General features: G+C 60.4%; 20 protein-coding genes, 3 tRNA genes and 1 pseudogene. 18 read left to right on the top strand and 6 right to left on the bottom strand.

What is annotated here, in order from left to right:
* Positions 1 to 271: 271 nt before the first annotated feature.
* The 4 genes from fabB to AC1DU9_RS25430 all read right to left on the bottom strand — a co-directional run bounded on the left by fabB (position 272) and on the right by AC1DU9_RS25430 (position 5,097).
* Positions 272 to 1,492: a beta-ketoacyl-ACP synthase I gene (gene fabB, locus AC1DU9_RS25445; RefSeq protein ID WP_477810971.1), complete on the bottom strand. Its 1,221-nt coding sequence runs from the start codon at positions 1,490 to 1,492 to the stop codon at positions 272 to 274.
* Positions 1,493 to 1,503: 11 nt separating this feature from the next.
* Complete coding sequence (fabA, locus tag AC1DU9_RS25440) at positions 1,504 to 2,019, bottom strand: 3-hydroxyacyl-[acyl-carrier-protein] dehydratase FabA (protein WP_003227150.1); 516 nt, start codon at positions 2,017 to 2,019, stop codon at positions 1,504 to 1,506.
* Between the two features lie 247 nt (positions 2,020 to 2,266).
* Positions 2,267 to 4,168 (bottom strand): ATP-binding protein, encoded by a 1,902-nt coding sequence (locus tag AC1DU9_RS25435; protein WP_477810970.1) that lies wholly within the window; start codon positions 4,166 to 4,168, stop codon positions 2,267 to 2,269.
* Positions 4,165 to 5,097 (bottom strand): ABC transporter substrate-binding protein, encoded by a 933-nt coding sequence (locus tag AC1DU9_RS25430; protein ID WP_223459699.1) that lies wholly within the window; start codon positions 5,095 to 5,097, stop codon positions 4,165 to 4,167. The genes AC1DU9_RS25435 and AC1DU9_RS25430 overlap by 4 nt, the downstream gene beginning before the upstream one ends.
* Positions 5,098 to 5,371: 274 nt before the next feature.
* On the opposite strand from AC1DU9_RS25430, the gene AC1DU9_RS25425 reads away from it, so the two are divergent.
* From AC1DU9_RS25425 to pyrF, 11 genes are all read left to right on the top strand, one after another.
* A complete protein-coding gene (locus AC1DU9_RS25425) occupies positions 5,372 to 6,397 on the top strand; it encodes an NAD(P)H-dependent glycerol-3-phosphate dehydrogenase (protein WP_218427376.1) in 1,026 nt (341 codons plus the stop codon).
* Between the two features lie 31 nt (positions 6,398 to 6,428).
* On the top strand, positions 6,429 to 6,776 hold the full coding sequence (locus AC1DU9_RS25420; RefSeq protein ID WP_223459697.1) for a DUF4389 domain-containing protein: 348 nt from the start codon (positions 6,429 to 6,431) through the stop codon (positions 6,774 to 6,776).
* Positions 6,773 to 7,228, top strand: a complete 456-nt coding sequence (gene sixA, locus AC1DU9_RS25415) for a phosphohistidine phosphatase SixA (RefSeq protein WP_223459695.1) — start codon at positions 6,773 to 6,775, stop codon at positions 7,226 to 7,228. Before AC1DU9_RS25420 ends, sixA begins: the two co-directional genes overlap by 4 nt.
* 135 nt (positions 7,229 to 7,363) lie before the next feature.
* Positions 7,364 to 9,031: an AMP-binding protein gene (locus AC1DU9_RS25410; RefSeq protein ID WP_477810969.1), complete on the top strand. Its 1,668-nt coding sequence runs from the start codon at positions 7,364 to 7,366 to the stop codon at positions 9,029 to 9,031.
* A 32-nt stretch (positions 9,032 to 9,063) separates the two neighbouring features.
* Positions 9,064 to 9,507, top strand: a complete 444-nt coding sequence (locus AC1DU9_RS25405) for a hotdog fold thioesterase (RefSeq protein ID WP_223459691.1) — start codon at positions 9,064 to 9,066, stop codon at positions 9,505 to 9,507.
* 113 nt (positions 9,508 to 9,620) lie between these two features.
* Entirely contained in the window at positions 9,621 to 10,427 is an 807-nt protein-coding gene (locus tag AC1DU9_RS25400; RefSeq protein ID WP_223459689.1) for an alpha/beta fold hydrolase, read from the top strand.
* On the top strand, positions 10,424 to 11,278 hold the full coding sequence (locus AC1DU9_RS25395) for an alpha/beta hydrolase (RefSeq protein ID WP_223459687.1): 855 nt from the start codon (positions 10,424 to 10,426) through the stop codon (positions 11,276 to 11,278). Before AC1DU9_RS25400 ends, AC1DU9_RS25395 begins: the two co-directional genes overlap by 4 nt.
* Positions 11,279 to 11,328: 50 nt before the next feature.
* On the top strand, positions 11,329 to 11,988 hold the full coding sequence (locus AC1DU9_RS25390) for a glutathione S-transferase family protein (RefSeq protein WP_108215304.1): 660 nt from the start codon (positions 11,329 to 11,331) through the stop codon (positions 11,986 to 11,988).
* A gap of 8 nt (positions 11,989 to 11,996) precedes the next feature.
* Positions 11,997 to 12,803: a DUF4892 domain-containing protein gene (locus AC1DU9_RS25385; protein WP_223459685.1), complete on the top strand. Its 807-nt coding sequence runs from the start codon at positions 11,997 to 11,999 to the stop codon at positions 12,801 to 12,803.
* A gap of 69 nt (positions 12,804 to 12,872) precedes the next feature.
* The gene (locus tag AC1DU9_RS25380) at positions 12,873 to 13,928 is read left to right on the top strand and encodes an AI-2E family transporter (protein ID WP_477775205.1); all 1,056 of its coding nucleotides are present in this window, start codon (positions 12,873 to 12,875) and stop codon (positions 13,926 to 13,928) included.
* A gap of 275 nt (positions 13,929 to 14,203) precedes the next feature.
* Entirely contained in the window at positions 14,204 to 14,902 is a 699-nt protein-coding gene (gene pyrF / locus AC1DU9_RS25375; RefSeq protein WP_177413210.1) for an orotidine-5'-phosphate decarboxylase, read from the top strand.
* Between the two features lie 125 nt (positions 14,903 to 15,027).
* On the opposite strand, the gene AC1DU9_RS25370 is transcribed toward pyrF, so the two are convergent.
* Positions 15,028 to 16,032: an NADP-dependent oxidoreductase gene (locus AC1DU9_RS25370; protein WP_223459681.1), complete on the bottom strand. Its 1,005-nt coding sequence runs from the start codon at positions 16,030 to 16,032 to the stop codon at positions 15,028 to 15,030.
* 236 nt (positions 16,033 to 16,268) lie between these two features.
* On the opposite strand from AC1DU9_RS25370, the gene AC1DU9_RS25365 reads away from it, so the two are divergent.
* From AC1DU9_RS25365 to AC1DU9_RS25350, 4 genes and pseudogenes are all read left to right on the top strand, one after another.
* On the top strand, positions 16,269 to 17,030 hold the full coding sequence (locus tag AC1DU9_RS25365) for an SDR family oxidoreductase (protein WP_046037522.1): 762 nt from the start codon (positions 16,269 to 16,271) through the stop codon (positions 17,028 to 17,030).
* A 284-nt stretch (positions 17,031 to 17,314) separates the two neighbouring features.
* Positions 17,315 to 18,700: an aminotransferase-like domain-containing protein gene (locus AC1DU9_RS25360; RefSeq protein ID WP_223459679.1), complete on the top strand. Its 1,386-nt coding sequence runs from the start codon at positions 17,315 to 17,317 to the stop codon at positions 18,698 to 18,700.
* 108 nt (positions 18,701 to 18,808) lie between these two features.
* A pseudogene (locus AC1DU9_RS25355) lies at positions 18,809 to 19,912 on the top strand (HAMP domain-containing protein); the annotation flags it as partial.
* On the top strand, positions 19,892 to 20,773 hold the full coding sequence (locus AC1DU9_RS25350; protein WP_477810972.1) for a methyl-accepting chemotaxis protein: 882 nt from the start codon (positions 19,892 to 19,894) through the stop codon (positions 20,771 to 20,773). The pseudogene AC1DU9_RS25355 and the gene AC1DU9_RS25350, both read left to right, overlap by 21 nt.
* A gap of 225 nt (positions 20,774 to 20,998) precedes the next feature.
* Here the strand turns inward: AC1DU9_RS25350 and AC1DU9_RS25345 are convergent, their stop codons facing one another.
* On the bottom strand, positions 20,999 to 21,757 hold the full coding sequence (locus AC1DU9_RS25345; RefSeq protein ID WP_477810968.1) for a hypothetical protein: 759 nt from the start codon (positions 21,755 to 21,757) through the stop codon (positions 20,999 to 21,001).
* 385 nt (positions 21,758 to 22,142) lie between these two features.
* On the opposite strand from AC1DU9_RS25345, the gene AC1DU9_RS25340 reads away from it, so the two are divergent.
* From AC1DU9_RS25340 to AC1DU9_RS25330, 3 genes are all read left to right on the top strand, one after another.
* Positions 22,143 to 22,218: transfer RNA gene (locus AC1DU9_RS25340), tRNA-Glu, on the top strand.
* 2 nt (positions 22,219 to 22,220) lie between these two features.
* Positions 22,221 to 22,296 (top strand) — tRNA-Gly (locus AC1DU9_RS25335).
* Between the two features lie 104 nt (positions 22,297 to 22,400).
* Positions 22,401 to 22,476: transfer RNA gene (locus AC1DU9_RS25330), tRNA-Glu, on the top strand.

Below are 22,476 nucleotides of genomic sequence, written 5' to 3'. Positions count from 1 at the left end.
AGCCTGATCCTTGACCACAAGAGCTTCGCGATCTTTTGCTCGCTCGCCCTGATCGGCTTCGCCTTATATCCGGTTCTTGTCCATCGGCTCGCGGTTTCGATTCACGCTTCCTCCCCACACTCGGTCGCCCTCATGCAGTTGCGCTTCACTTCGTTCGCTGTGGTCAGCTTACGACGGGACTTTCACCCGCAAGATTGCGCCCATGCTGGGCGCACAAAAAAACGCCCCGAACCAGTCGGGGCGTTTTCATGTGCGGCTCGGCAGCGGGAAATTACTTGCCTGCCCAGCGCTTCAGTACCAGGGTGGCGTTGGTGCCACCGAAACCGAAGCTGTTGCTCATCACGGTGTTGATGGTGGCGTTTTCGCGGGTCTTGGTCAGCACCGGCAGGTCGGCCACTTCAGGGTCCAGCTCGTCGATGTTGGCGGAACCGGCAATGAAGTTGCCTTCCATCATCAGCAGGCAGTAGATCGCTTCGTGAACGCCGGCGGCGCCCAGGGAGTGACCCGACAGGCTCTTGGTGGAGCTGATGGCCGGAGCCTTGTCGCCGAACACTTCACGCACGCCTTTCATTTCCGCGACGTCGCCGACCGGGGTCGAGGTGCCGTGGGTGTTCAGGTAGTCGATCGGGGTATCGACGGTGGACAGCGCCTGCTGCATGCAGCGGATCGCGCCTTCGCCGCTCGGGGCAACCATGTCGTAGCCGTCGGAGGTCGCGCCGTAGCCGACGATTTCCGCGTAGATCTTCGCGCCGCGGGCCAGAGCGTGTTCCAGCTCTTCAACCACGACCATGCCGCCACCGCCGGCAATGACGAAACCGTCACGCTTGGCGTCGTAGGCACGGGAAGCTTTTTCCGGAGTTTCGTTGTACTGGGTGGACAGGGCGCCCATGGCGTCGAACAGGAACGATTGGCTCCAGTGTTCTTCTTCACCGCCGCCGGCGAAAACGATGTCCTGCTTGCCCAGCTGGATCTGTTCCATGGCGTTACCGATGCAGTGAGCACTGGTGGCGCAAGCGGAGGAGATCGAGTAGTTCACACCCTTGATCTTGAACGGCGTGGCCAGGCAGGCGGAAACGGTGCTGCCCATGGTCCGCGTGACGCGGTACGGGCCGACGCGCTTGACGCCTTTCTCGCGCAGGATGTCCAGTGCTTCCATCTGGTTCAGGGTCGACGCGCCACCGGAGCCGGCGATCAGGCCGGTACGCACGTTGGAAACCTGCTCTTCGGTCAGGCCGGAGTCGGTGATGGCGTCTTTCATGGCCAGGTAGGCATAAGCTGCCGCGTGGCCGACGAAGCGATAGATCTTGCGATCGATCAGTTCTTCAAGGTTGAGGTCAATGGAGCCGGAAACCTGGCTACGCAGACCCATTTCGGCATATTCCGGGTTGAACCGGATGCCAGGGCGGCTTGCACGCAGGTTAGCGGAGACGGTCTCTTTGTCATTGCCCAGGCAAGAAACGATGCCCAGACCAGTGATAACGACGCGGCGCATGCGAATAACCCTTAGAAGTTGTCAGTGGAGGTGAACACGCCGACCCGGAGGCCTTCGGCGGTGTAGATTTCGCGACCGTCGACAGTGACCGAACCGTCGGCGATGGCCAGGTTCAGTTTACCCTTGAGGACGCGCTTGATATGAATGTTATAGGTGACTTTTTTGGCGGTCGGCAGAACCTGGCCGAAGAATTTCACTTCGCCCGAACCCAGCGCACGGCCACGGCCCGGCAAGCCTTGCCAGCCCAGGAAGAAACCGACCAGTTGCCACATGGCGTCGAGGCCCAGGCAGCCCGGCATCACCGGATCGCCTTCGAAGTGACAGGCGAAGAACCACAGGTCCGGATTGATATCCAGCTCGGCGACCAATTCACCTTTGCCGTACTTGCCACCTTCTTCGCTGATCAGGGTGATGCGATCAACCATCAGCATGTTCGGGGCGGGCAGTTGCGCGTTACCTGGGCCGAACAGCTCACCGCGACTGCAGCGCAGCAGGTCTTCCCGGGTAAAGGCGTTTTGTTTGGTCATGCGAGCTCCTCAATAGTCCCATGCGGCAGGTGGGGCAAATCTTCCCGGCCGATCGAAGCGTTCATGCCTCGAACCGGCAGCCTACTCATAGACTATTGCGTTGTGGTGAAAGTCACAGCACCAAGGACATGAAAGTACACTTGTGCACTGAAATTATTATTCAAGCCCCTTTTCGGGCCTGTTCGGGGGCTTAAGACTGCCGCACTTTCGCCTTTCACGCCAGTCGCAGATGCTCGAAAGGCCTGTACTACTGCACCCATCGCTGCAGAATTTGCTGCAGATCAGTGCGTTTGAACGGCTTGGCCAGGTAATCGTTCATACCCGCCGACAGGCAGGCTTCGCGGTCGCCCTGCAGGGCGTTGGCAGTCAGCGCGATGATCGGCAGGTCGGTGCAACCGGGTAATTGGCGGATCTGTCGGGTGGCTTCATAGCCATCGATGACCGGCAAGCGGCAATCCATCAGGATCGCTTCGAAAATCAGGCTCTCGGCACTGCGAACCGCCTGCGCGCCGTCGACCGCGAGACTGACCTTGAAGCCCAGGCTGCGTAACATGGCTTCGATGACTGTCTGGTTGACCGGGTTGTCTTCGACCAACAGCACATTGCGCCCTTCGCCGCCGCTGTCGCCGTTTTGCGCGCGGGTGGGCAACAGCGTCTGCGCCTGCTGGTGCAGTGCCAGGGGAATTTCCAGGGTGAACACCGAACCGCGGCCTTCCTCACTCTGCGCGCGCAAGGTGCCGCCCATGCGTTCGGCGAGCGTACGGGCAATCGGCAAGCCCAGCCCGGTGCCGCCGTAGCGCCTTGAAATGGAGCTGTCGGCCTGCTGGAAAGCGTTGAACATCAATTCCAGGCTTTGCGCCGGGATGCCGATGCCGCTGTCGCGCACGGTGCAGGTGAACCACAGCAACTCGTGGTCCAGCGACTGCCACTGCGCCTCGATGGTGATGCGGCCCTGCTCGGTGAACTTCAGCGCATTGCCGATCAGGTTGACCAGTATCTGCCGGATACGCGTCGGGTCGCCCTTGGCCTGYAAGCCGCGCATGTCATCGGGGACCATCAGTTGCAGGTCGAGGCCGCGTTGCGCGGCGCTGTGCTGGAACGACTGGGCGCAACTGCCGATCAGTTCGACGAGATTGAACGCAATGTGCTCCAGTTCCAGCTCTGAACGTTCGATCCGCGAGAAATCCAGAATGTCGTTGATGACCTTGAGCAAGTGCTCGGTAGACTCCGAGGCCAGCGCCGCGTATTCCACCTGCTCCTCGGTCATGTCGGTGGTTTCCAGTAACTGCAGCATGCCCAGTACGCCATTCATCGGTGTGCGCAGTTCATGGCTCATCATGGCGAGGAAGTCGGATTTGGCGTTGTTGGCCTTTTCCGCTTCTTCGCGGGTCTGGATCAACTGCGCCATGGCCTGATGCTGTTCGCGGCTGGCCTGCTCGAGACCGCTGGCGAGATTGTTGATGTGTTGCGACAGCGCCCCCAGCTCGGTGTCGTCGACAATCGGCAGCGGTGTTTTGTAGTCGCCGTCCTGGATCGCCTTGACCGCATTGCCGATATCACGGATTGGTTGCGACAGGCTGCCCGCCAGACGCCGGGCCACGAAGAAGGTAAATAGCAGGGCAAACAGCGCCAGAATGGCGGCCTTGAGCACGATTTCCTGCTGGCGTTGGCTGAAGGCATCGTTGGACAGTCCGACGATCACCCGGCCGAGATAGTCTTCGGTGGGGGCCGCGCTGGCGGATTTGCTGCTCTGGAAAAAATCATTGTGCAACGCGATTCGCTGGAGCCGTATCGGTGCCTGGAACACTTCGAGCTGTTGCGCGCGATTGTGGTGTTCGCTCGGTTGTTCGACGTACACCAGAACCCGGTTGGCGCTGTCCTGGATTTCCAGAAAGCTCACGTTGGGCGTGGCCAGTGTCGCCTTGAGCAAGGTTTCGAGCACTTCGATGTTGCCCGAGATCACTCCGTACTCGGTGGCCGGSGCCAGTTGATTGGCGATCAACTGGCCGGTGTGGGTSAKTTCCTGACGCAGATCCTGGATACGCACGAACGTGAAGAAGCTGATCAGCATCAAGGTCAGCAGCAGTGCAGGGCCGAGGCTGATGAGTTGGGTGCGGGTGCTGATGTCCCAGCGACGGCGCAAGTTCATGGGCGGCGTTCTCCTTCAGCCAGCAACGTGGCGACCGACGCGTCGTTTATCTGTTCGATACCCAATGAACGCGCCACCTGCGGATTGCTCGCGACCTTGAATCGATGGGGATAGTGCGTGCGCGGCCAGGTGGTCGGTGGCCGGTCGAGCAACTCGTCGAGGATCGCCAGCCAGTCGCTCTGATCGCTGTAGGTGCTGGCCAGGCTTGCGGCCTTGACGAAACCTGCGTTGGGTCCGATCAGCGCCATTTGCCGTGAGTAGCTGCTCAGCAGCAGGTTCTTTGCGGTTTGCGGGTTGTACAGGTCGGCATCGTCCAGGCCCAGCAACACGTCGCTGTTATTCAGCAGGGCCTGTAACGGATGACTGTCGTGAATGTTGTCCCAGCGCTGGGTGACCACCTCCAGACCCAAGGGGAGGGCGGCATTACGCAGCTCATTCAACAGAAATTCACTGTGGTTGTGGTAGAGCACGCCGATGCGTTTGGCTTCGGGCAACAGGGTGTGGGCCAAGCGCAACTGGCGGTCCAGTGGTGGATCGCTCCATAGCAGGGAAAGGTGTGCAGGCAGCGTGTTGTTCAAGCGTTGCCGGGCTTGCAGGCGGCTGATGCGCAACACCAGTGTCGCCGGGCCCCGGCTGTCCTGCAGGCGCCAGTCGAGGCTCGGCAGGTCGAGCAGTATCAAGCGGATGTTTTCAGGCAGCTTGTCAGGAATCGGCAAACTCGCCAGTGTCTGGAAGCGTACGTTATCGTTCGGTCGCAACTCGCTCAGGGCCTGGGTGAACGCCCGCACATCGGGGCTGTCTTCGGCACCCGTGAGCAAAATGTCGGCCGCGTTACCCGGCAGGCTACCGAACAAGCTGCTGAACAATAGACAAAGCACGGCCAGCAGCCGGCGCAGGGACGGCGTTTTCCAGGCTGGGCAATACGACATATTAAAGCGCCAGCCCCGGCGAGCTGAAAATCAGCGCCAGTACCAGGGGCGAATGCGGTGAAGGAGCACCCGGAGACACAACACATCCCAGTCAGTGATTGATGGCGCGCATGTTAACCGAGCCGAATGACTTTTCCATTCACGATGTCCGCATTTTCCTCGGTTTTATTGGTCTTCTTCCCACAACTGCCGGTATTTGACGTCGGGGCTGGCCGCCGATGGGCTGCCCCGTATAATGCCGACATCGCCACTGGTATGGATTAACGGATTGCATATGACTGAGCAGCGCCCGATTGCGGTCCTGGGAGGCGGAAGTTTTGGAACCGCCGTGGCTAATCTGCTGGCCGAAAATGGGCTTCAGGTCCTTCAGTGGATGCGTGACCCCGAACAGGCCGAGGCCATGCGGGTCAATCGCGAAAACCCGCGTTACCTCAAAGGCATCAAGATTCTGCCCGGCGTCACGCCGGTCACCGACCTGCAAGCCACCCTGGACGCCTGTGACCTGTGTTTTGTCGCATTGCCTTCCAGCGCGCTGCGCTCGGTGCTGGTGCCGCACGCCGAACGGTTGACCGGTAAATTACTGGTGAGCCTGACCAAAGGCATCGAAGCCCACACATTCAAACTGATGAGCGAGATCCTCGAAGAGATCGCCCCGCAGGCCCGCATCGGCGTCCTGTCCGGACCCAACCTGGCCCGTGAAATCGCCGAACATGCACTGACCGCCACGGTGGTCGCCAGTGAAGACGAAGAACTCTGCCAGCAGGTTCAGGCCGCGCTGCACGGCCGCACCTTTCGTGTTTACGCCAGCGCCGACCGTTTCGGTGTGGAGCTGGGCGGGGCGTTGAAAAACGTTTACGCGATCATCGCCGGCATGGCGGTGGCGCTGGGCATGGGGGAAAATACCAAGAGCATGCTGATCACCCGGGCATTGGCGGAAATGACTCGCTTTGCGGTGAATCAGGGCGCCAACCCGATGACCTTCCTGGGGCTTGCGGGCGTGGGCGATCTGATCGTGACCTGTTCATCGCCCAAGAGCCGCAACTATCAGGTCGGCTTCGCCCTCGGCCAGGGCCTGAGCCTGGACGAGGCCGTCACGCGCCTGGGCGAAGTCGCCGAAGGGGTCAACACCCTTAAAGTGCTCAAGGCCAAGGCCCAGGAGGTTGGCGTGTACATGCCGCTGGTCGCCGGGCTGCACGCGATCCTGTTCGAGGGGCGCACGCTGGAGCAGGTCATCGGTCTGCTGATGCGTGGAGAGCCGAAAACCGACGTCGATTTTATTTCCACCAGTGATTTCAACTGATCACGCTTGCCAGAAAAGCAGGGAGTTGCGCATGAACGATCCAAAAGTAGAAGCCAAATACGAGTCCATCCTGCTGCGTGTGTTGTGGATGGTGGTCTTCGTGCTGGTGTGGCAAGTGGCGCAGTTCATCCTCGGCGCCGTCGTGCTGGTGCAGTTGATCTATCGTTTGTTCTATGGCGCCCCGAACGCCAGTCTGATGAATTTCGGCGACAGCCTGAGCCAGTTTCTGGCGCAGATCGGTCGTTTCGGGAGCTTTCACAGCGACCAGAAGCCTTGGCCGTTCGCCGATTGGCCGACGCCGCGTACGCCGGAAGGTGAAGCGCCGCATGTCGTGGCACCGGCACCGCATTCGGCTCGAGATGAGGAACCCAAGCTATGAAACTCTGGGTAATGCGTCATGGTGAAGCTGTACCGCACGGGGCCCGCCCCCACGATTCGGAGCGGGAGTTGACGGAGCACGGTCGTAAGGAAGTGCTGCGCAGCGCTGAGCAGTTGATGGGGCAGCCGCTGACGGCGATCTATGCCAGCCCGTACCTGCGAGCGCAGGAGACCGCGCATCTGGTGCGTGAGGTTTTGGGGTTCGAGCCGGAGATCCGCACCGTCGAATGGCTGACCCCGGACACCGAGCCGGACAAGGTCGCCGAGCAACTGGTGTCGGTGAGCAACGTCCTTTTGGTCAGTCACAACCCGCTGGTGGGGCATTTGTTGAGTTACCTGCAACATGGCGCCGGGTATCCACCGGAAAAAGTCAGCACCGCCGGTCTGGCGGAGCTCAAGGGTGATGAGCTGCTGATCGGGTCGATGAAGCTCGACAGCATCAAGCACCCATAACCCGAATACGACACCCATCAACTGTGGGAGCAAGCTCGCTCCCACAGATGGAGAAAATTTTGAATAAAATAGTCAACCAAGCACTTGCTTGGTTGACTACGCTTGCTCCAGACCAAAACCACAGGAGCGAGTCGCATGTCTGCTGCTTTTCGTTTGCCGCTGGACGTTTTCTACGAGCGTGAGGCCCGTCATCCCCGCCAGCGCTTTCTGGTCCAGCCTGTCGCAGGCGGGCAGGTCGAGACCTTGACCTGGGCGGACGTCGCTCATCAGGCTCGTTGCGCGGCCCATTGGTTGCGGGCGCGGGAACTGCCGCAGGGCAGCCATATCGCCCTGATCTCGAAAAACTGTGCGCACTGGATCATTGCCGACCTGGCGATCTGGATGGCCGGGCATGTCTCGGTGCCGTTGTACCCCAACCTCACCGCCGAGACCGTTGCCCAGGTACTCGAACACTCGGGAGCGGCACTGGCGTTCATCGGCAAGCTCGACGACTGGCCAGGCATGTCCCGTGGCGTCAGCCCCGATCTGCCAATCATCAGCCTGCCGCTACATCCACCCGGTACGTTCGATTTCAGTTGGGCCGACCTGCAACGCAGCTCGCCGATCCAGGACGATCCCAAACCTGCCGCCGATCAACTGGCGACCATCATTTACACCTCCGGCACTACTGGCATGCCCAAAGGCGTGATGCACAGTTTTGGCACCCTGGGGTTTGCCACCACTCGTGGCACTTCGTTGTTCGGCCTCAACGAGTCGGACCGACTGCTGTCCTATTTGCCGCTGTGCCACGTTGCCGAGCGGATGTTCGTCGAACTGGCATCGATTTACACCGGCCAAACGGTGTTTTTCGCCGAGAGCCTCGATACCTTTCTCACCGACCTGCAGCGTGCGCGCCCGACCGCGCTGTTTGGCGTGCCGCGCATCTGGACCAAATTCCAGATGGGCGTGTACAGCAAGATTCCGGCAAAACGTCTCGACTTCCTGCTCGGCCTGCCGATCATCGGCAAACGGGTCGGGCATAAAGTCCTCGCCAGGTTGGGGCTGGATGCGTTGCGCATTGCGCTTTCCGGTGCTGCACCGGTGCCGCAGACCTTGTTGCAGTGGTATCGCAAACTGGGCTTGGACGTGCTGGAGGTTTACGGCATGACCGAGAGCTGCGGCTATTCGCACATCGGCATACCGGGCCAGAACAAACCGGGCTGGATCGGCAAACCGTGCCCGGAAGTCGAAGTGCGGATCGCCGAGACAGGGGAGGTCTTGGTGCGCAGTGGTGCGACCATGCTCGGGTATTACAAGGAACCGGAAAAAACCGCCGACACCATTACCGAGGATGGCTTCCTGCGTACCGGCGACAAGGGCGAGGAGGACGCCGAAGGCAATCTGCGCCTGACCGGGCGCCTGAAGGAAATCTTCAAGACCAGCAAAGGCAAGTACGTGGCCCCGGCACCAATTGAAAATCGCCTGGCCGTGCACTCGCGCATCGAACAGGTCTGTGTAGTGGGCGATGGCTTGGGTGCACCGTTGGGCTTGTGCGTATTGTCGGCGGTCGGCCAGCAGGATGCCGGCGGCGCCGCGCGCGCCGGCTTGCATTCGAGCCTGGAAAAACTGCTGGAAGAGGTCAATGCTGCCCTCGACAAACATGAACGGCTGCGGCGCCTGGTGGTAGTCAAGGACAGTTGGGCCGTGGAAAACGGTTTTCTCACCCCGACCCTGAAGATCAAGCGCAATGTGATCGAAGCGGCTTACGGTGAGCGCTTTGAAGAATGGAGCGAACGCAGCGAAGCGGTGCTGTGGCAGGATTGATCCACCAACAAAACCAACAAGGAAACTCTGCGATGAGCCTGTGGCGCACCGTTCCCAACATCGAACAGTTGAACGCTATCCAGAAAAACACCATCGGTGAAGTGCTGGACATCCGTTTCGAGGCCTTTGACGATGAGTCCCTGACGGCCAGCATGGTCATTGACCATCGCACTCACCAGCCTTACGGCTTGCTGCACGGCGGTGCCTCGGTGGTGTTGGCCGAGTCGGTCGGCTCGATGGCCAGTTACCTGTGCATCGATGCCAGCAAGTTCTATTGCGTGGGCCTGGAAATCAACGCCAACCATTTGCGCGGCCTGCGCAGCGGGCGGGTGACGGCGGTGGCCAGGCCGATCCACATCGGCCGCACGACCCATGTCTGGGACATTCGGTTGACCAGCGATGAGGGCAAGGCCAGTTGCGTGTCGCGGCTGACCATGGCGGTGGTGCCGTTGGGTGAGAATCCGCCGACACGTTGAACTCAAGCCATGGCTTTGACCGGACTGTCATCATTCCTGGCAGTTACGGTCATTGCTGCAGGACGCGGTCTTGCGGACAATCAATGCCTGTTCTCGCTCATGGATTTGCAGGTATGTCGCAACAGATCTTTTTCGCCCACGCCAATGGTTTTCCTTCGGGGACCTACGGCAAGTTGTTTGCGGCGCTGGCACCCGAGTTTCAGGTGACGCATCTGGAGCAGCACGCCCACGACCCGCGTTTCCCGGCGGACGACAACTGGTACAACCTGGTGGATGAGCTGATCCATCACCTGCAACAACAGGCCGAGCCCGTGTGGGGCGTTGGTCACTCCTTCGGTGGCGTATTGCACCTGCATGCGGCCTTGCGCTGCCCCGAGTTGTATCGCGGGGTGGTGATGCTCGACTCGCCAGTGCTGACCCGAACCGATCGATGGGTCATCCGGGCGGCCAAACGCTTCGGTTTCATCGACCGCTTGACGCCGGCCGGGCGGACCCTCGGTCGTCGTGAGGAATTCGCCGACCTGGAAAGCGCGCGCAAGTACTTCGCCGGTAAAACCCTGTTTCGCGGCTTCGACCCGGAATGCTTCGATGCCTACCTGCAACATGGCTTGCACCAGGTCGATGACAAGCTGCGCTTGCGGTTCGACCCGGCCACGGAAATCAGCATCTATCGCGGCGTGCCGCATACCAGCCCGGGCAGCACCCGGCAGTTGCAAGTGCCGCTGGCGGTGGTTCGCGGGCACAACAGCCGCGTGGTGATGCGCCATCACGCAAGTTCAGTCGACCGCCTGCCGTTGGGCGAGTCGTTGACCATGCCCGGCGGCCACATGTTTCCGCTCGAACGTCCCCTTGATACCGCTGAAATGCTCAAAGGCCTGTTCTACCGCTGGGACGGCCGTCGACAACAGGAATGCGCATGAGCCACGTCGTCGAAGAGGTCCGCCTGAGCCTGCCGCACATCGAACTGGCGGCGCACCTGTTTGGTCCCGAAGACGGTTTGCCGGTCATTGCCCTGCATGGCTGGCTGGACAACGCCAACAGCTTTGCCCGTCTGGCGCCGAAGCTCAAAGGCCTGCGCATCATCGCCCTGGACATGGCCGGTCATGGTCATTCCGGGCATCGCCCGCCGGGAGCCGGTTACGCCATGTGGGACTACGCCCACGATGTGCTGCAGGTCGCCGAACAGCTTGGACTGCGCAAATTTGCGCTGATGGGGCATTCGATGGGTGCCATCGCTTCGCTGATCATCGCCGGGGCGATGCCCGAGCGGGTCACCCACCTGGCGTTGATCGACGGCATCATTCCTCCTACAGACAAAGGTGAAAACGCTGCCGAGCGAATGGGCATGGCCCTGCAAGCGCAACTGGATCTGCGGGAAAAGCGCAAACCGGTCTACGACACCCTCGACCGAGCCATCGAAGCGCGCATGAAAGGTTTAGTCGCGGTCAGCCGCGAAGCCGCCGAGTTGCTGGCCCAGCGGGGCTTGATGCCGGTGCCGGGCGGTTACACCTGGCGCACCGACAATCGCCTCACGTTGCCATCGCCGCTGCGTCTTACCACCGAACAGGCCATGGCCTTCGTCCAGCGGGTCAAGTGTCCTGCAACACTGGTGGTTGCCGCCGACGGCATGCTCGCCAAACACCCGGAATTGCTGGAGCGTCTACCCTTTAGCCGGGAACAGCTGCCAGGCGGCCACCATTTGCACCTGAATGACGAGTCCGGTGCCGATCTTGTCGCAGACTGTTTCAATCGGTTCTTCGCCATTCCTTGACTTGCGTCGGGCAACTGTCGAGGCTGGGCGGGTTGAAATGGGAGACAACCATGATAGATCTCTACACCGCTGCGACCCCGAATGGCCACAAGGTCTCTATCGTGCTCGAGGAACTCGGCCTGCCCTACACGGTGCATGCCCTGAGTTTCGACAAAAAGGAGCAGAAGTCCGCGGACTTCCTCAAGATCAACCCCAATGGCCGGATTCCGGCAATTGTCGACCGCGCCAACGGCGATTTCGCCGTGTTCGAATCCGGCGCCATCCTGATTTACCTCGCTGAACAGACCGGCAAACTGATGCCGAGCGACCCGAAGGGACGTTCGCTGGTATTGCAGTGGCTGATGTTCCAGATGGGGGGCATCGGCCCGATGCAGGGTCAGGCCAACGTGTTCTTCCGCTACTTTCCGGAAAAACTCCAGGGCGCCATCGACCGCTATCAGCATGAAACCCGCCGCCTCTACGAAGTGCTCGACACGCGTTTGCAAAGCGTGGAGTTCCTCGCCGATCAGTACAGCATTGCCGACATCGCCACCTTTCCCTGGGTGCGCGGCTACGAGTGGTCGGGCGTCTCGGTGGAGGGCTTGACGGCGTTGCAGCGCTGGATGGCGACCCTGGAGGCTCGGCCGGCGGTGCAGCGTGGTCTGCAGGTACCGCAACGCGCCGATGAAGCCAGTGTCATCAAGGGTGCCCAGGCCATGCTGATCCGATGAGTCTATCCATGCGTTCATTCAGTTTGCTGGTGCTGTGCAGTTTCAGTCCCATGTTGTTCGCCGCCGATGTTCCGGGCAGTCAGGACCTGCCGATAGTACCGCGCATGGTCGACGCCCGGATTGTCGATTATCGTCCCGCCGCCGAACTGGAGCGGATCTACCCGTTGGGTTCGATTCGTAAAATCAGTGGCCAGTTACGTTTCGACAGTCAGGTCAGTGCCCGCGGCAACGTCACTTCGGTGACCTACGAGTTGCCACCTGAACATTCATCCATCGAGGCATTCACCGCTGCCCGCGAGGCCTTGCAACAACAGGGCGCCGGGTTGCTTTTTTGGTGCCAGGCGCGCGATTGCGGCGAAAGCAGCCTCTGGGCCAATCAAGTCTTCGGCAACGCCAAGCTGTACGGCGCCGACGATCAACAAGCCTATTTGCTGCTGCGACTTGCCGCTCCACGGGACAACACGCTCGTCGCGCTGTACAGCATCACCCGCGGTAATCGCAAAGCCTACCTGCATGTCGAGCAGTTCGACGCTTCGGCACCGCTGGGTGAGTTATTGCCGAGCTCCGCGACCTTGCTGCGTGAACTCAGGAGCACCGGTGAGCTCGATTTTTCCACGTTGAACAGCGTACCTGACGAGACCTGGCTACGCCTGATTTCTCGCGGACTGAATCTGGACACCACTTTGCGGGTCAGTATTTCCGGAGCGAACGCCGAAGCCTGGCGTCAGGCCCTGATTGGCCAGGGCGTGCGTGCCGCGCGGCTGGAAACCGGCAGTGCCGAAGGCTCTGGCCTGCACATCGAGCTATTGCGCTAGGCTGTACCGGGCGAGCGTGCACGCTGCGTTCGCCTACTCTTTTGCTGACTGACTTTTTCGAGACTTTTGATGATCAATAACGATCGCCTGTTGGTGCAGATCCTGCTCGTGGTGCTGTTCGGCGCGAGTTTCTGGGTGATGGCGCCGTTCTGGTCGGCGATGTTCTGGGGCGCGGTCCTGGCATTTGCCAGTTGGCCGCTGATGCGCTTGTTGACCCGTTGGCTCAATGGCCGCGAGTCTCTGGCGGCGGCATTGCTGACGCTGGGCTGGATGGTGCTGGTAGCGGCACCGCTGGTGTGGCTGGGTTTCAACCTTGCCGATCATGTGCGCGATGCCACGGCATTCATCAAGGATGCGCAGGTCGAGGGGCTACCCGAAGCACCGGTGTGGCTGGGTTCGATTCCCCTGGTGGGCGAGCGGCTGGTCGGGATCTGGAACAGCATCGATGAGCAGGGCGCGGCGATGATGATGTCGCTCAAGCCTTATCTGGGGCAGGTGGGTAACTGGTTGCTGGCGCGCAGCGCACAGATCGGCGGCGGTATTCTCGAATTGACCCTGAGCATCGTCTTCGTATTCTTTTTCTATCGCGACGGGCCGCGCCTGGCGGCGTTTGTCCACACGTTGCTGGAGCGGCTGATCGGTCAACGGGCCGGCTACTACATTGAACTGGTGGCGGGCACGGTACAGCGGGTGGTGAACGGTGTGATCGGCACCGCGGCGGCCCAGGCGATCCTGGCGCTGATCGGGTTCCTGATTGCAGGCGTACCGGGTGCGTTGGTGCTCGGCATTGTGACGTTCATGCTCAGCCTGATCCCGATGGGCCCGCCGCTGGTATGGATTCCGGCGACCGCGTGGCTGGCCTGGAAAGGCGAGTACGGGATGGCCATATTCCTCGGGATCTGGGGCACATTCGTCATTAGCGGTGTCGACAACGTGCTCAAACCGTACCTGATCAGCCGTGGCGGTAACCTGCCGCTGGTCATTGTGTTGCTTGGGGTGTTTGGCGGGTTGATTGCCTTTGGCTTTATCGGCCTGTTCATTGGCCCGACGTTGCTGGCGGTGGCCTACAGCCTGTTGATCGACTGGAGCAAGACTCAGGCACGGGTTGAAGATCGCCGGCCCTGAAATTTGTATTCTGCTTGGGGCCTCTTGGTCGGAACGCTGCCCGGAGCAAGCCCGCTCCACACAGGTTCTGTTGCGGTATCAGGTGCATGTTGCGGTTGCCGAGGGTAGCGGGCCCAGGTGTTGCGGGCGTGTCGTGTCTGTATCGAGCTCGACACATTCGCCTCGAGGGCTAGTCTTGCCGGAACCGTCTCGACGATTTACCGATCATCGGGTCCCGCAGCGGCGCTGGTTCCGCTACAATGCGCGCCGATTTCGACTTGCCTGAGAGCCCACTCATGTCCGCCTGCCAGACTCCTATCATCGTCGCCCTGGATTTCCCTACCCGTGACGCCGCACTGAAGCTGGCCGATCAGTTGGACCCGAAGCTGTGCCGGGTCAAAGTCGGTAAGGAACTGTTCACCAGCTGCGCCTCGGAAATCGTCGGCACCCTGCGCGACAAGGGTTTCGAAGTGTTCCTGGACCTCAAGTTCCACGACATCCCGAACACCACCGCGATGGCCGTCAAGGCGGCTGCGGAAATGGGCGTGTGGATGGTCAACGTGCATTGCTCCGGCGGTCTGCGCATGATGGCTGCGTGCCGTGAAGTGCTGGATCAGCGCAGCGGTCCGAAACCGTTGCTGATCGGCGTGACCGTGTTGACCAGCATGGAGCGTGAAGACCTGGCGGGCATCGGTCTGGACATCGAGCCCCAGGAGCAGGTACTGCGCCTGGCCGCTTTGGCGGAAAAAGCCGGGATGGACGGCCTGGTGTGCTCGGCCCTGGAAGCCCATGCCCTGAAAACGGCGCATCCGTCGCTGCAACTGGTGACCCCGGGGATTCGCCCGGCGGGCAGCGCCCAGGACGATCAGCGCCGCATCCTGACGCCACGTCAGGCGCTGGATGCCGGTTCCGACTATCTGGTGATCGGTCGTCCGATCAGCCAGGCGGCGGATCCGGCCAAGGCGCTGGCTTCGGTCGTGGCCGAACTCGCTTAAACACCGCTAAACCTGTGGGAGCAGCCGGTCGACGCTCGATTGCTCGCGATGAGGGCGTATCAGTCCCTTTATGCTGGCTGATACACCGCCATCGCGAGCAGGCTCGCTCCTACATTGGTTTGGTGTCAAACCTTCAACACCAACTTCCCGAAATTCTCGCCGTTGAACAATTTCATCAGCGTCTCCGGGAAGGTCTCCAGTCCTTCGACGATGTCTTCCTTGCTCTTGAGCTGCCCCTTGGCCATCCAGCCGGCCATTTCCTGTGCAGCGCTGGCGTATTGGGCGGCGTAGTCCATCACTACGAAACCTTCCATGCGCGCGCGGTTGACCAGTAGCGACAGGTAATTAGCCGGGCCCTTGACCGCCTCCTTGTTGTTGTACTGGCTGATGGCACCGCAAATCACCACCCGCGCCTTCATGTTCAGGCGGCTCAACACCGCGTCGAGAATGTCGCCACCGACGTTATCGAAATATACGTCGACACCTTTCGGGCACTCGCGCTTGAGGCCGGCGAGGACGTCTTCGCTCTTGTAGTCGATAGCACCATCGAAACCCAGTTCATCGATCAGGAACTTGCACTTGTCCGCGCCGCCGGCGATGCCCACCACCCGGCAGCCTTTGATCTTGGCGATCTGCCCGGCAATGCTGCCCACGGCGCCGGCCGCACCCGACAGCACCACGGTGTCACCGGCCTTCGGAGCGCCGACGTCGAGCAGGGCGAAGTACGCCGTCATCCCGGTCATGCCCAGTGCCGACAAGTAACGTGGCAGAGGTGCCAGTTTTGGATCGACCTTGTAGAAGCCTCGCGGCTCGCCGAGGAAGAAATCCTGCACGCCCAGGGCGCCGTTGACGTAATCCCCGACCGCGAACCCCGGGTTGTTCGAGGCAATGACTTTGCCCACACCCAGGGCGCGCATGACTTCGCCGAGCCCGACTGGCGGGATGTAGGACTTACCCTCGTTCATCCAGCCACGCATGGCCGGGTCCAGTGACAGGTATTGGTTTTCGACCAGGATCTGGCCCGCCGCCGGCTCGCCGACCGGAATTTGCTGATAAGTGAATGTCTCGCGGGTCGCCGCGCCAACCGGACGTTTGGCGAGCAGGAATTGGCGATTGGTCTGGGAGGTCATGGCAGGCGCTCAAGATGAATGAAGCTTTGTTGATAGCCGGTCAGCGACGATGCCGCAAGTTCGGCTGATGTGGCGAATGCACGTTGATCCAGTGCAGTGATAGTTGGTACGACCGTTCCATCACTGCAACTCATGGGCGCCCAACCGGAGCCTTGATAGTGCTGCCGTGTTCAAGTTCTCCATGGCTAGATTGGTCCTGCGCGATTCCCCGCTTTCTTCTCTTCGAGGACATAACAATGAGCATGACGTTTTCCGGCCAGGTGGTTGTGGTAACTGGCGGGGCGGCCGGTATCGGCCGCGCGACCGCCCAGGCATTTGCCGCCGAGGGCCTGAAGGTCGTGGTGGCCGATATGGACGTGGCGGGCGGCGAGGGCACGGTGGCGCTGATTCGTACAGCCGGTGGCGAAGCGACCTTCGTGCGCTGCAACGTTACCCTGGAAAGCGATGTAAAAAATCTGATGGAGGAGGTGATCAATACTTACGGTCGCCTCGACTATGCCTTCAACAATGCCGGCATCGAAATCGAGAAAGGCAAGCTGGCCGAAGGTACGCTCGACGAGTTCGACGCGATCATGGGCGTCAACGTCAAAGGCGTCTGGTTGTGCATGAAATACCAATTGCCGCTGCTGCTGGCGCAAGGGGGCGGCGCGATCGTCAATACGGCATCGGTGGCCGGCCTCGGGGCCGCGCCGAAAATGAGCATCTACGCCGCCTCCAAGCATGCGGTGATCGGCCTGACCAAGTCGGCGGCCATCGAGTACGCCAAGAAAAAGATCCGGGTCAATGCGGTGTGCCCGGCGGTGATCGACACGGACATGTTCCGTCGCGCTTATGAAGCCGACCCGAAAAAAGGCGAGTTCGCCAACGCCATGCATCCGGTCGGTCGCATCGGCAAAGTCGAAGAGATCGCCAGCGCGGTGCTGTACCTGTGCAGCGATGGCGCGGCGTTCACCACGGGGCACTCATTGGCCGTGGACGGTGGCGTAACAGCGTTCTGAAGCAATGCATCGCTAAGGAAAAGTTGCAATCTGTGGGAGCGAGCCTGCTCGCGATGAGGGCGTATCAGTCGACATTAACGTTGGCTGACACACCGCTTTCGCGAGCAGCGCTCCCACAGCTTTTTTCGTCGCTGAGATGGCTGGTTTTATGGGGGGACGCAACGGGATCATGCAATGTGTTTCAAATGATTAGAGCAATGGGTTTTGGCGGCGTTGTCGCACATGTATTCGAACACTCCTGTGATTAACTGCTGCTCGCAAAATCAACAGGAGTTTGCTTGCTCATGGAATTGAGAATCGACCGACAGGCGCTGGTGCCCGTCGTACAGCAAATTGTTGACGCGCTGACCTGCTGGCTTCGTTCCAGTGGGGTATCGCCCGGTACGCGCCTGCCTTCGGTGCGACAGATTGCGTGGATCAATTTGCTCAGTCAGTCAAGCGTCACGCAGGCCTGCGAACGCCTGGTGACGCAGGGGATGCTGGTGTCAGGTCATGGGGCTGGCTATAGGGTTGCCGACCCGGCATTGGCCACGGTTGCGAAGTACGAGCCTGCGTGGCTCGAGGGGGCTGAGCCTGAGTACGGGCCCTGTTCGAGTGAGTTGAGGCTCGGCTGTGGCGGGCTGCCTGAAAGCTGGCGCGAGACCGACGATCTGATTTATGCGATTCGGCAAGTCAGTCGTACCGATACGGCCAGCCTGTTCAACTACAGCACGCCGCTGGGTTTGCCAGCCTTGCGACAACAGATACTCAAGCGCCTCAGGCAGCTGTATATCCCGGTGCAGGACAACCGGATCATGACCACGGCGGGGGCCAGTCAGGGGCTCGACCTGATTGTGCGGACACTGTTCAAGGCCGGTGACTGTGTGGTCGTGGAGAGTCCCGGTTATCCGGTGCTGTTCGATCTGCTCAGGCTGCACGGCGTCCACATGGTCGAGGTGCCGCGAACACCGCGGGGGCCGGACGTGGACGTGCTCGAATCGGTGCTGGTCAAACACCGGCCTCAGGGGCTGGTCATCAATAGCTTCTATCACAACCCGACCGGCAGCAGCCTTGCACCGGCGGTAGCGCGCCGCGCGCTGCAGCTGGCCAGGACCTTTGGCGTGCAGGTGATCGAAGACGACGTTTATGCGGATTTGCGCAGCGGTTGCGCTACGCGACTGGCTGCGCTGGACGACAACGTGATCTACGTGGGCAGCTATTCCAAGACCCTCAGCAGTTCCTTGCGGGTCGGTTTCGTGGTGGCCGGCTCTGAAGTCATTACGCGTCTGGCCGAAGTCAAGATGATCAGTGGCATGGGCGCCTCACGATTTTGCGAGTCGGTGCTGGCGTGCCTGTTGGCTAACGGTGCCTACGGCAAACTGGTGCAGCGTCAGCGCCAACGCTTGAACAGCGACCGGCTGGCGGTGTTGCAATTGCTCGAAGATGCCGAATGGGAAGTTTTCGGCAAGCCGGCGGGAGGCCTGTTCATCTGGGCTCGATCACGGATGTCCGACTACGATCAGGTGCGAACCCAGGCACGGCGCCTGGGTGTACTGCTGTCATCGAAGACCGCCTTCACCCCTTCGGGTGAGGCCAGTGACTGGCAGCGTATCAACGTGGCCTATGCCTGCGACCCGCGTGCCCGTGCGCTCTTTCAGGCCACTGCCCGGGATCGACCTCAAGCGTTCTGAAAACGACGTTGATGTAGCTTTTTGCCATTATTCCGGCGCCAGAGCCTTGTGTTGCTACTGGCCCGTTGCGAATCTGCGTCTACAGACTTTGGCAGGGGACTAAGAGCAATGAATTCGGCCGTGCAAGGACGTTTTGCCAACCTCGGTATGGCGAAAAAACTGGGTATCGGGTTTGTCCTGGTGCTGTTGTTGACTGCGCTGGTAGCGGGCATTGGCGTGTGGTCCCTGCAAACCATCAGCCAGCGCTTCGACGGGCTCAAGCAAATGTCATCGCTCAACAGCGGTTTGCTCAAGGTGCGGCTGCTGGAGCAGGAGTACGCCTTGCACGGCAATCCGAAAACCGTCGATGCCCTGCACGAGGGCGTCGATGGCCTGATCGCCCTGGCCGGCCAGCTCAAGGCCGYGTCTGCGGCCAACGTGCCGGTGATGAACGATGTCGAGCAGTCCCTGGGTGCCTATCGCAAGGCCTTCGACGAGTTTGTCTCGCTCACCCAGGCCAAGGACCTGGCGCTGGAAATGGCCAGTTGGTCGGTGTCCAGCGTGGCCAATAATCTTGATGTATTGCAGTCTGGGCTCGCCGATGACGGCGCCTATACCCTGAAAGATTCCGAAGGTAAGGACGGTGCGCAATTCCTCGAGCAGGCCAGCCAGGTCAGCCAGGTTTCACGCTTGATGTTGCAAGCCATGAATGAAGCTCGCGTGCGCCTGGATCAAAGCCGCAAAGGCGACGACAGCGCCGGGCAGGGCAAGATCGAACAGGCCAGCCAGGCATTGACCCAGGCCGAGCAGCTCAAGACCACGGTCAAGGATGAGGGTTACCAGACCGTCCTCAATGAGGTGATGGGTCATATCGCCAGTTTCAGTGACAAGCTCGCTGAGTACACCGGCCTGCTGGAACAGGAAAAAACCGTCTATCAGCAATTGCACCAACGCGCAGCCCAGGTGGTCGAGCGGGTGGATCAGGCTTATGTCGCGCAAGACCAGGCGATGCAGGCTGAACTGAAAAAGAACTCGCTGCTGATCATTGGCTCTTCCGCCCTGGCCTTGCTGGTCGGGCTGGTTGCCGCGTGGTTCATTACCCGGTTGATCGTGGCACCGCTGCGCAGTGTGATTCAGGTGGCGCAGCAGATTGCCTCGGGGGATTTGAGTGCGACCATTGACGTGACCCGCCGCGACGAAATCGGTCAGTTGATGCAGGCAATGCAACAAATGGGCGCGGGGCTCAGCCATATTGTCAGCGGCTTGCAGTCGGGTATCGAACAGTTGGCGACTTCCGCCCAGTCGCTGTCGGCGGTGACGGAACAGACCAATCTTGAGGTCAGTTCGCAGAAGGAGGAAACCGAACAGGTCGCCACTGCAATGAATCAGATGACGGCCACGGTGCATGATGTCGCGCGCAATGCAGAGGAAGCGGCCCTGGCTGCGCAAACGGCTGACGGCAAGGTTGAAAGCGGTCAGCTGGTGGTGCGTCAGAGCATGGCACGGATCGAGCAGTTGGCGGATTCGGCGACTTCCGCCAGTTCGAGCATCGAAAGCCTGAGTGCGGAAATCCAAAATATCGRCACGGTGTTGAGTGTGATCAAGAGCGTGGCGGAGCAGACCAACCTGCTGGCATTGAACGCGGCGATCGAGGCTGCCCGGGCCGGCGAGCAGGGCAGGGGCTTTGCGGTGGTGGCCGATGAAGTGCGCGCATTGGCCAAGCGAACCCAGCAATCGACCGAGGAAATCGAACGCCTGGTCAGCGCCTTGCGCTCGGCGGCGCAGTCGTCGGTGCAGCAGATCCAGAGCAGTGGCGAGTTGGTGAAGCTGGCGGTCAGCGACGCATTGCAGACCGAGAGTGCGCTGGGAAGCATTGCGGCGGCGGTATCCTTGATCCAGCAGATGAACCAGCAGATCGCCGCGGCGGCCGAGGAACAGAGCTCGGTGGCCGAAGAGATCAACCGCAGTGTCACCAGCATTCGCGCCAGTGCCGACCAGTCATCGCTGGCGATGCAGGGCAATGCGGCGTCCAGTATTGAGTTGGCGCAACTGGGGGTTGAGCTGAAGGGGATGGTGGGGCATTTCAGGCTTTGAAATGATCTTCGGTACAAACCAAAAAAGCCACCTCTCGGTTAATACTGATCAGTTAACACACGAAACCTGTGGGAGCGAGCTTGCTCGCGATGGGGGCCTAATGTTCAACATCAATGTTGACTGACCCGTCGCTATCGCGAGCAAGCTCGCTCCCACAAGGATTGCAGTGTTCAAACCCTTAACTGATCGGCATAAACCTCTCGGTGGCTTTTGTGTTTTCGCTGATCAGTCGTAGATCGCTTTCTTTTTCCAGTCCGCGTCGGCCTCGACGTCTTTTAAGCCTTCGGTCAACTGGTTGACTTCGCCTTCGACTGGCGCAATGCGATCCATGACCTGATCATTGGCGCGGGCCAGAAGCTTTTCCAGGTATTCCAGTTGCTCGGCGTAGACCTGTGGCTCCTGTTGTTTGCGCAGGTATTGCACGCCGCGTTCGAACGCCAGGCGAGCCTGTCCGGGCTGGTTCTGTTGCAGGGAGTGCTGGCCGAGGTTGTTGAAGAACTCGATGTGCAGCAGCACGAGGATGTGGCGCACTTCACGGATCCAGCGTTTGGCCTCGTTGGGGGCCAGGAAGCCGTCCTGTGCCGCGCGGGTGATCTGGCCGTGCAGGGCTTCGAGCAGGAAGCGTACATCCTTGGCCTTGGCTTCGGTCTGGATCGGTGCCGGCGGATTGTTGACCGGGATGGATTCACCCTGGCCGACAAGGGCCTCCAGTTCGGCGATCCGTGCCTTGAGGTTGGCGCTGGATTTTTCCAGGTTGAGCAAGCGCTGGCAGACGTTCAGTTCCAGGCGGGCCAACAACAGCTTGAGTGCCGGGGTCATCAACTGGCCGGGGAACGTCTCGGTGATTTCGCCGCAGCGACGCAGACGATCATTGAGTTCAATCTTGGTACGGGCCTTTTCCAGCTTGTTGTTTTCCAGCACATGGTTCATGTAACCAATGGCGATCAACAGGGCGATCCCGGCTACGACGAGCAGGGTGATCATGAGTGGCGTCACCGGTAAGACCTCTTTATAGGTTACGCATGCGAGTCGGGTGGCTTGGCATTTGAGCGCCCAGGCCCGCACGACGGGTTGGATCGGACATGCTTGTGCTTATATCGGCCGCAGCCCCGTTTCTATAAATGATGGCACCAGATATACAAAGTGCCATCATTGGGTGAACTATAACGTCTTGGCGGGTGCCAGAATATAGGCGTCAAACCCCGGGCAGCGGAAAAACCGCAATGGCTCCCAAAAGCAGGGCGAAGTCATTGATTTAAATAAATTTATATCAGGGGGTTGACGACCTCTCAATCCATCCATAGAATGCGCGCCACTTGCAGCGTAAAGCACACAGCGAAACGAAGCAGGGAGTGAATGTTGTACGTGTGTCCCCTTCGTCTAGTGGCCTAGGACACCGCCCTTTCACGGCGGTAACAGGGGTTCGAGTCCCCTAGGGGACGCCAATGCGGGAATAGCTCAGTTGGTAGAGCACGACCTTGCCAAGGTCGGGGTCGCGAGTTCGAGTCTCGTTTCCCGCTCCAATTTTAAACAGCGTTGCTTTCGGGCAGGGCTGAGTGAAACCAGAACCAAGTCTTCGGATGCGGCTCTGGACACCGAAACACACACCATGTGTTCCGGGTAGCGTGTCCCCTTCGTCTAGTGGCCTAGGACACCGCCCTTTCACGGCGGTAACAGGGGTTCGAGTCCCCTAGGGGACGCCA

The organism is Pseudomonas sp. P4_C1 (genome assembly GCF_056402155.1).
The sequence above is the reverse complement of the archived record's forward strand: the minus strand, read 5'-3'. Positions and strand labels throughout refer to the sequence as shown.

Coding starts and splice junctions, on each gene's coding strand:
- fabB (WP_477810971.1), bottom strand. CDS start 1,492: ATGCGCCGCGTCGTTATCACTGGTCTGGGCATCGTTTCTTGCCTGGGC.
- fabA (WP_003227150.1), bottom strand. CDS start 2,019: ATGACCAAACAAAACGCCTTTACCCGGGAAGACCTGCTGCGCTGCAGT.
- AC1DU9_RS25430 (WP_223459699.1), bottom strand. CDS start 5,097: ATGTCGTATTGCCCAGCCTGGAAAACGCCGTCCCTGCGCCGGCTGCTG.
- AC1DU9_RS25425 (WP_218427376.1), top strand. CDS start 5,372: ATGACTGAGCAGCGCCCGATTGCGGTCCTGGGAGGCGGAAGTTTTGGA.
- AC1DU9_RS25420 (WP_223459697.1), top strand. CDS start 6,429: ATGAACGATCCAAAAGTAGAAGCCAAATACGAGTCCATCCTGCTGCGT.
- sixA (WP_223459695.1), top strand. CDS start 6,773: ATGAAACTCTGGGTAATGCGTCATGGTGAAGCTGTACCGCACGGGGCC.
- AC1DU9_RS25410 (WP_477810969.1), top strand. CDS start 7,364: ATGTCTGCTGCTTTTCGTTTGCCGCTGGACGTTTTCTACGAGCGTGAG.
- AC1DU9_RS25405 (WP_223459691.1), top strand. CDS start 9,064: ATGAGCCTGTGGCGCACCGTTCCCAACATCGAACAGTTGAACGCTATC.
- AC1DU9_RS25400 (WP_223459689.1), top strand. CDS start 9,621: ATGTCGCAACAGATCTTTTTCGCCCACGCCAATGGTTTTCCTTCGGGG.
- AC1DU9_RS25395 (WP_223459687.1), top strand. CDS start 10,424: ATGAGCCACGTCGTCGAAGAGGTCCGCCTGAGCCTGCCGCACATCGAA.
- AC1DU9_RS25390 (WP_108215304.1), top strand. CDS start 11,329: ATGATAGATCTCTACACCGCTGCGACCCCGAATGGCCACAAGGTCTCT.
- AC1DU9_RS25385 (WP_223459685.1), top strand. CDS start 11,997: ATGCGTTCATTCAGTTTGCTGGTGCTGTGCAGTTTCAGTCCCATGTTG.
- AC1DU9_RS25380 (WP_477775205.1), top strand. CDS start 12,873: ATGATCAATAACGATCGCCTGTTGGTGCAGATCCTGCTCGTGGTGCTG.
- pyrF (WP_177413210.1), top strand. CDS start 14,204: ATGTCCGCCTGCCAGACTCCTATCATCGTCGCCCTGGATTTCCCTACC.
- AC1DU9_RS25370 (WP_223459681.1), bottom strand. CDS start 16,032: ATGACCTCCCAGACCAATCGCCAATTCCTGCTCGCCAAACGTCCGGTT.
- AC1DU9_RS25365 (WP_046037522.1), top strand. CDS start 16,269: ATGAGCATGACGTTTTCCGGCCAGGTGGTTGTGGTAACTGGCGGGGCG.
- AC1DU9_RS25360 (WP_223459679.1), top strand. CDS start 17,315: ATGGAATTGAGAATCGACCGACAGGCGCTGGTGCCCGTCGTACAGCAA.
- AC1DU9_RS25345 (WP_477810968.1), bottom strand. CDS start 21,757: ATGATCACCCTGCTCGTCGTAGCCGGGATCGCCCTGTTGATCGCCATT.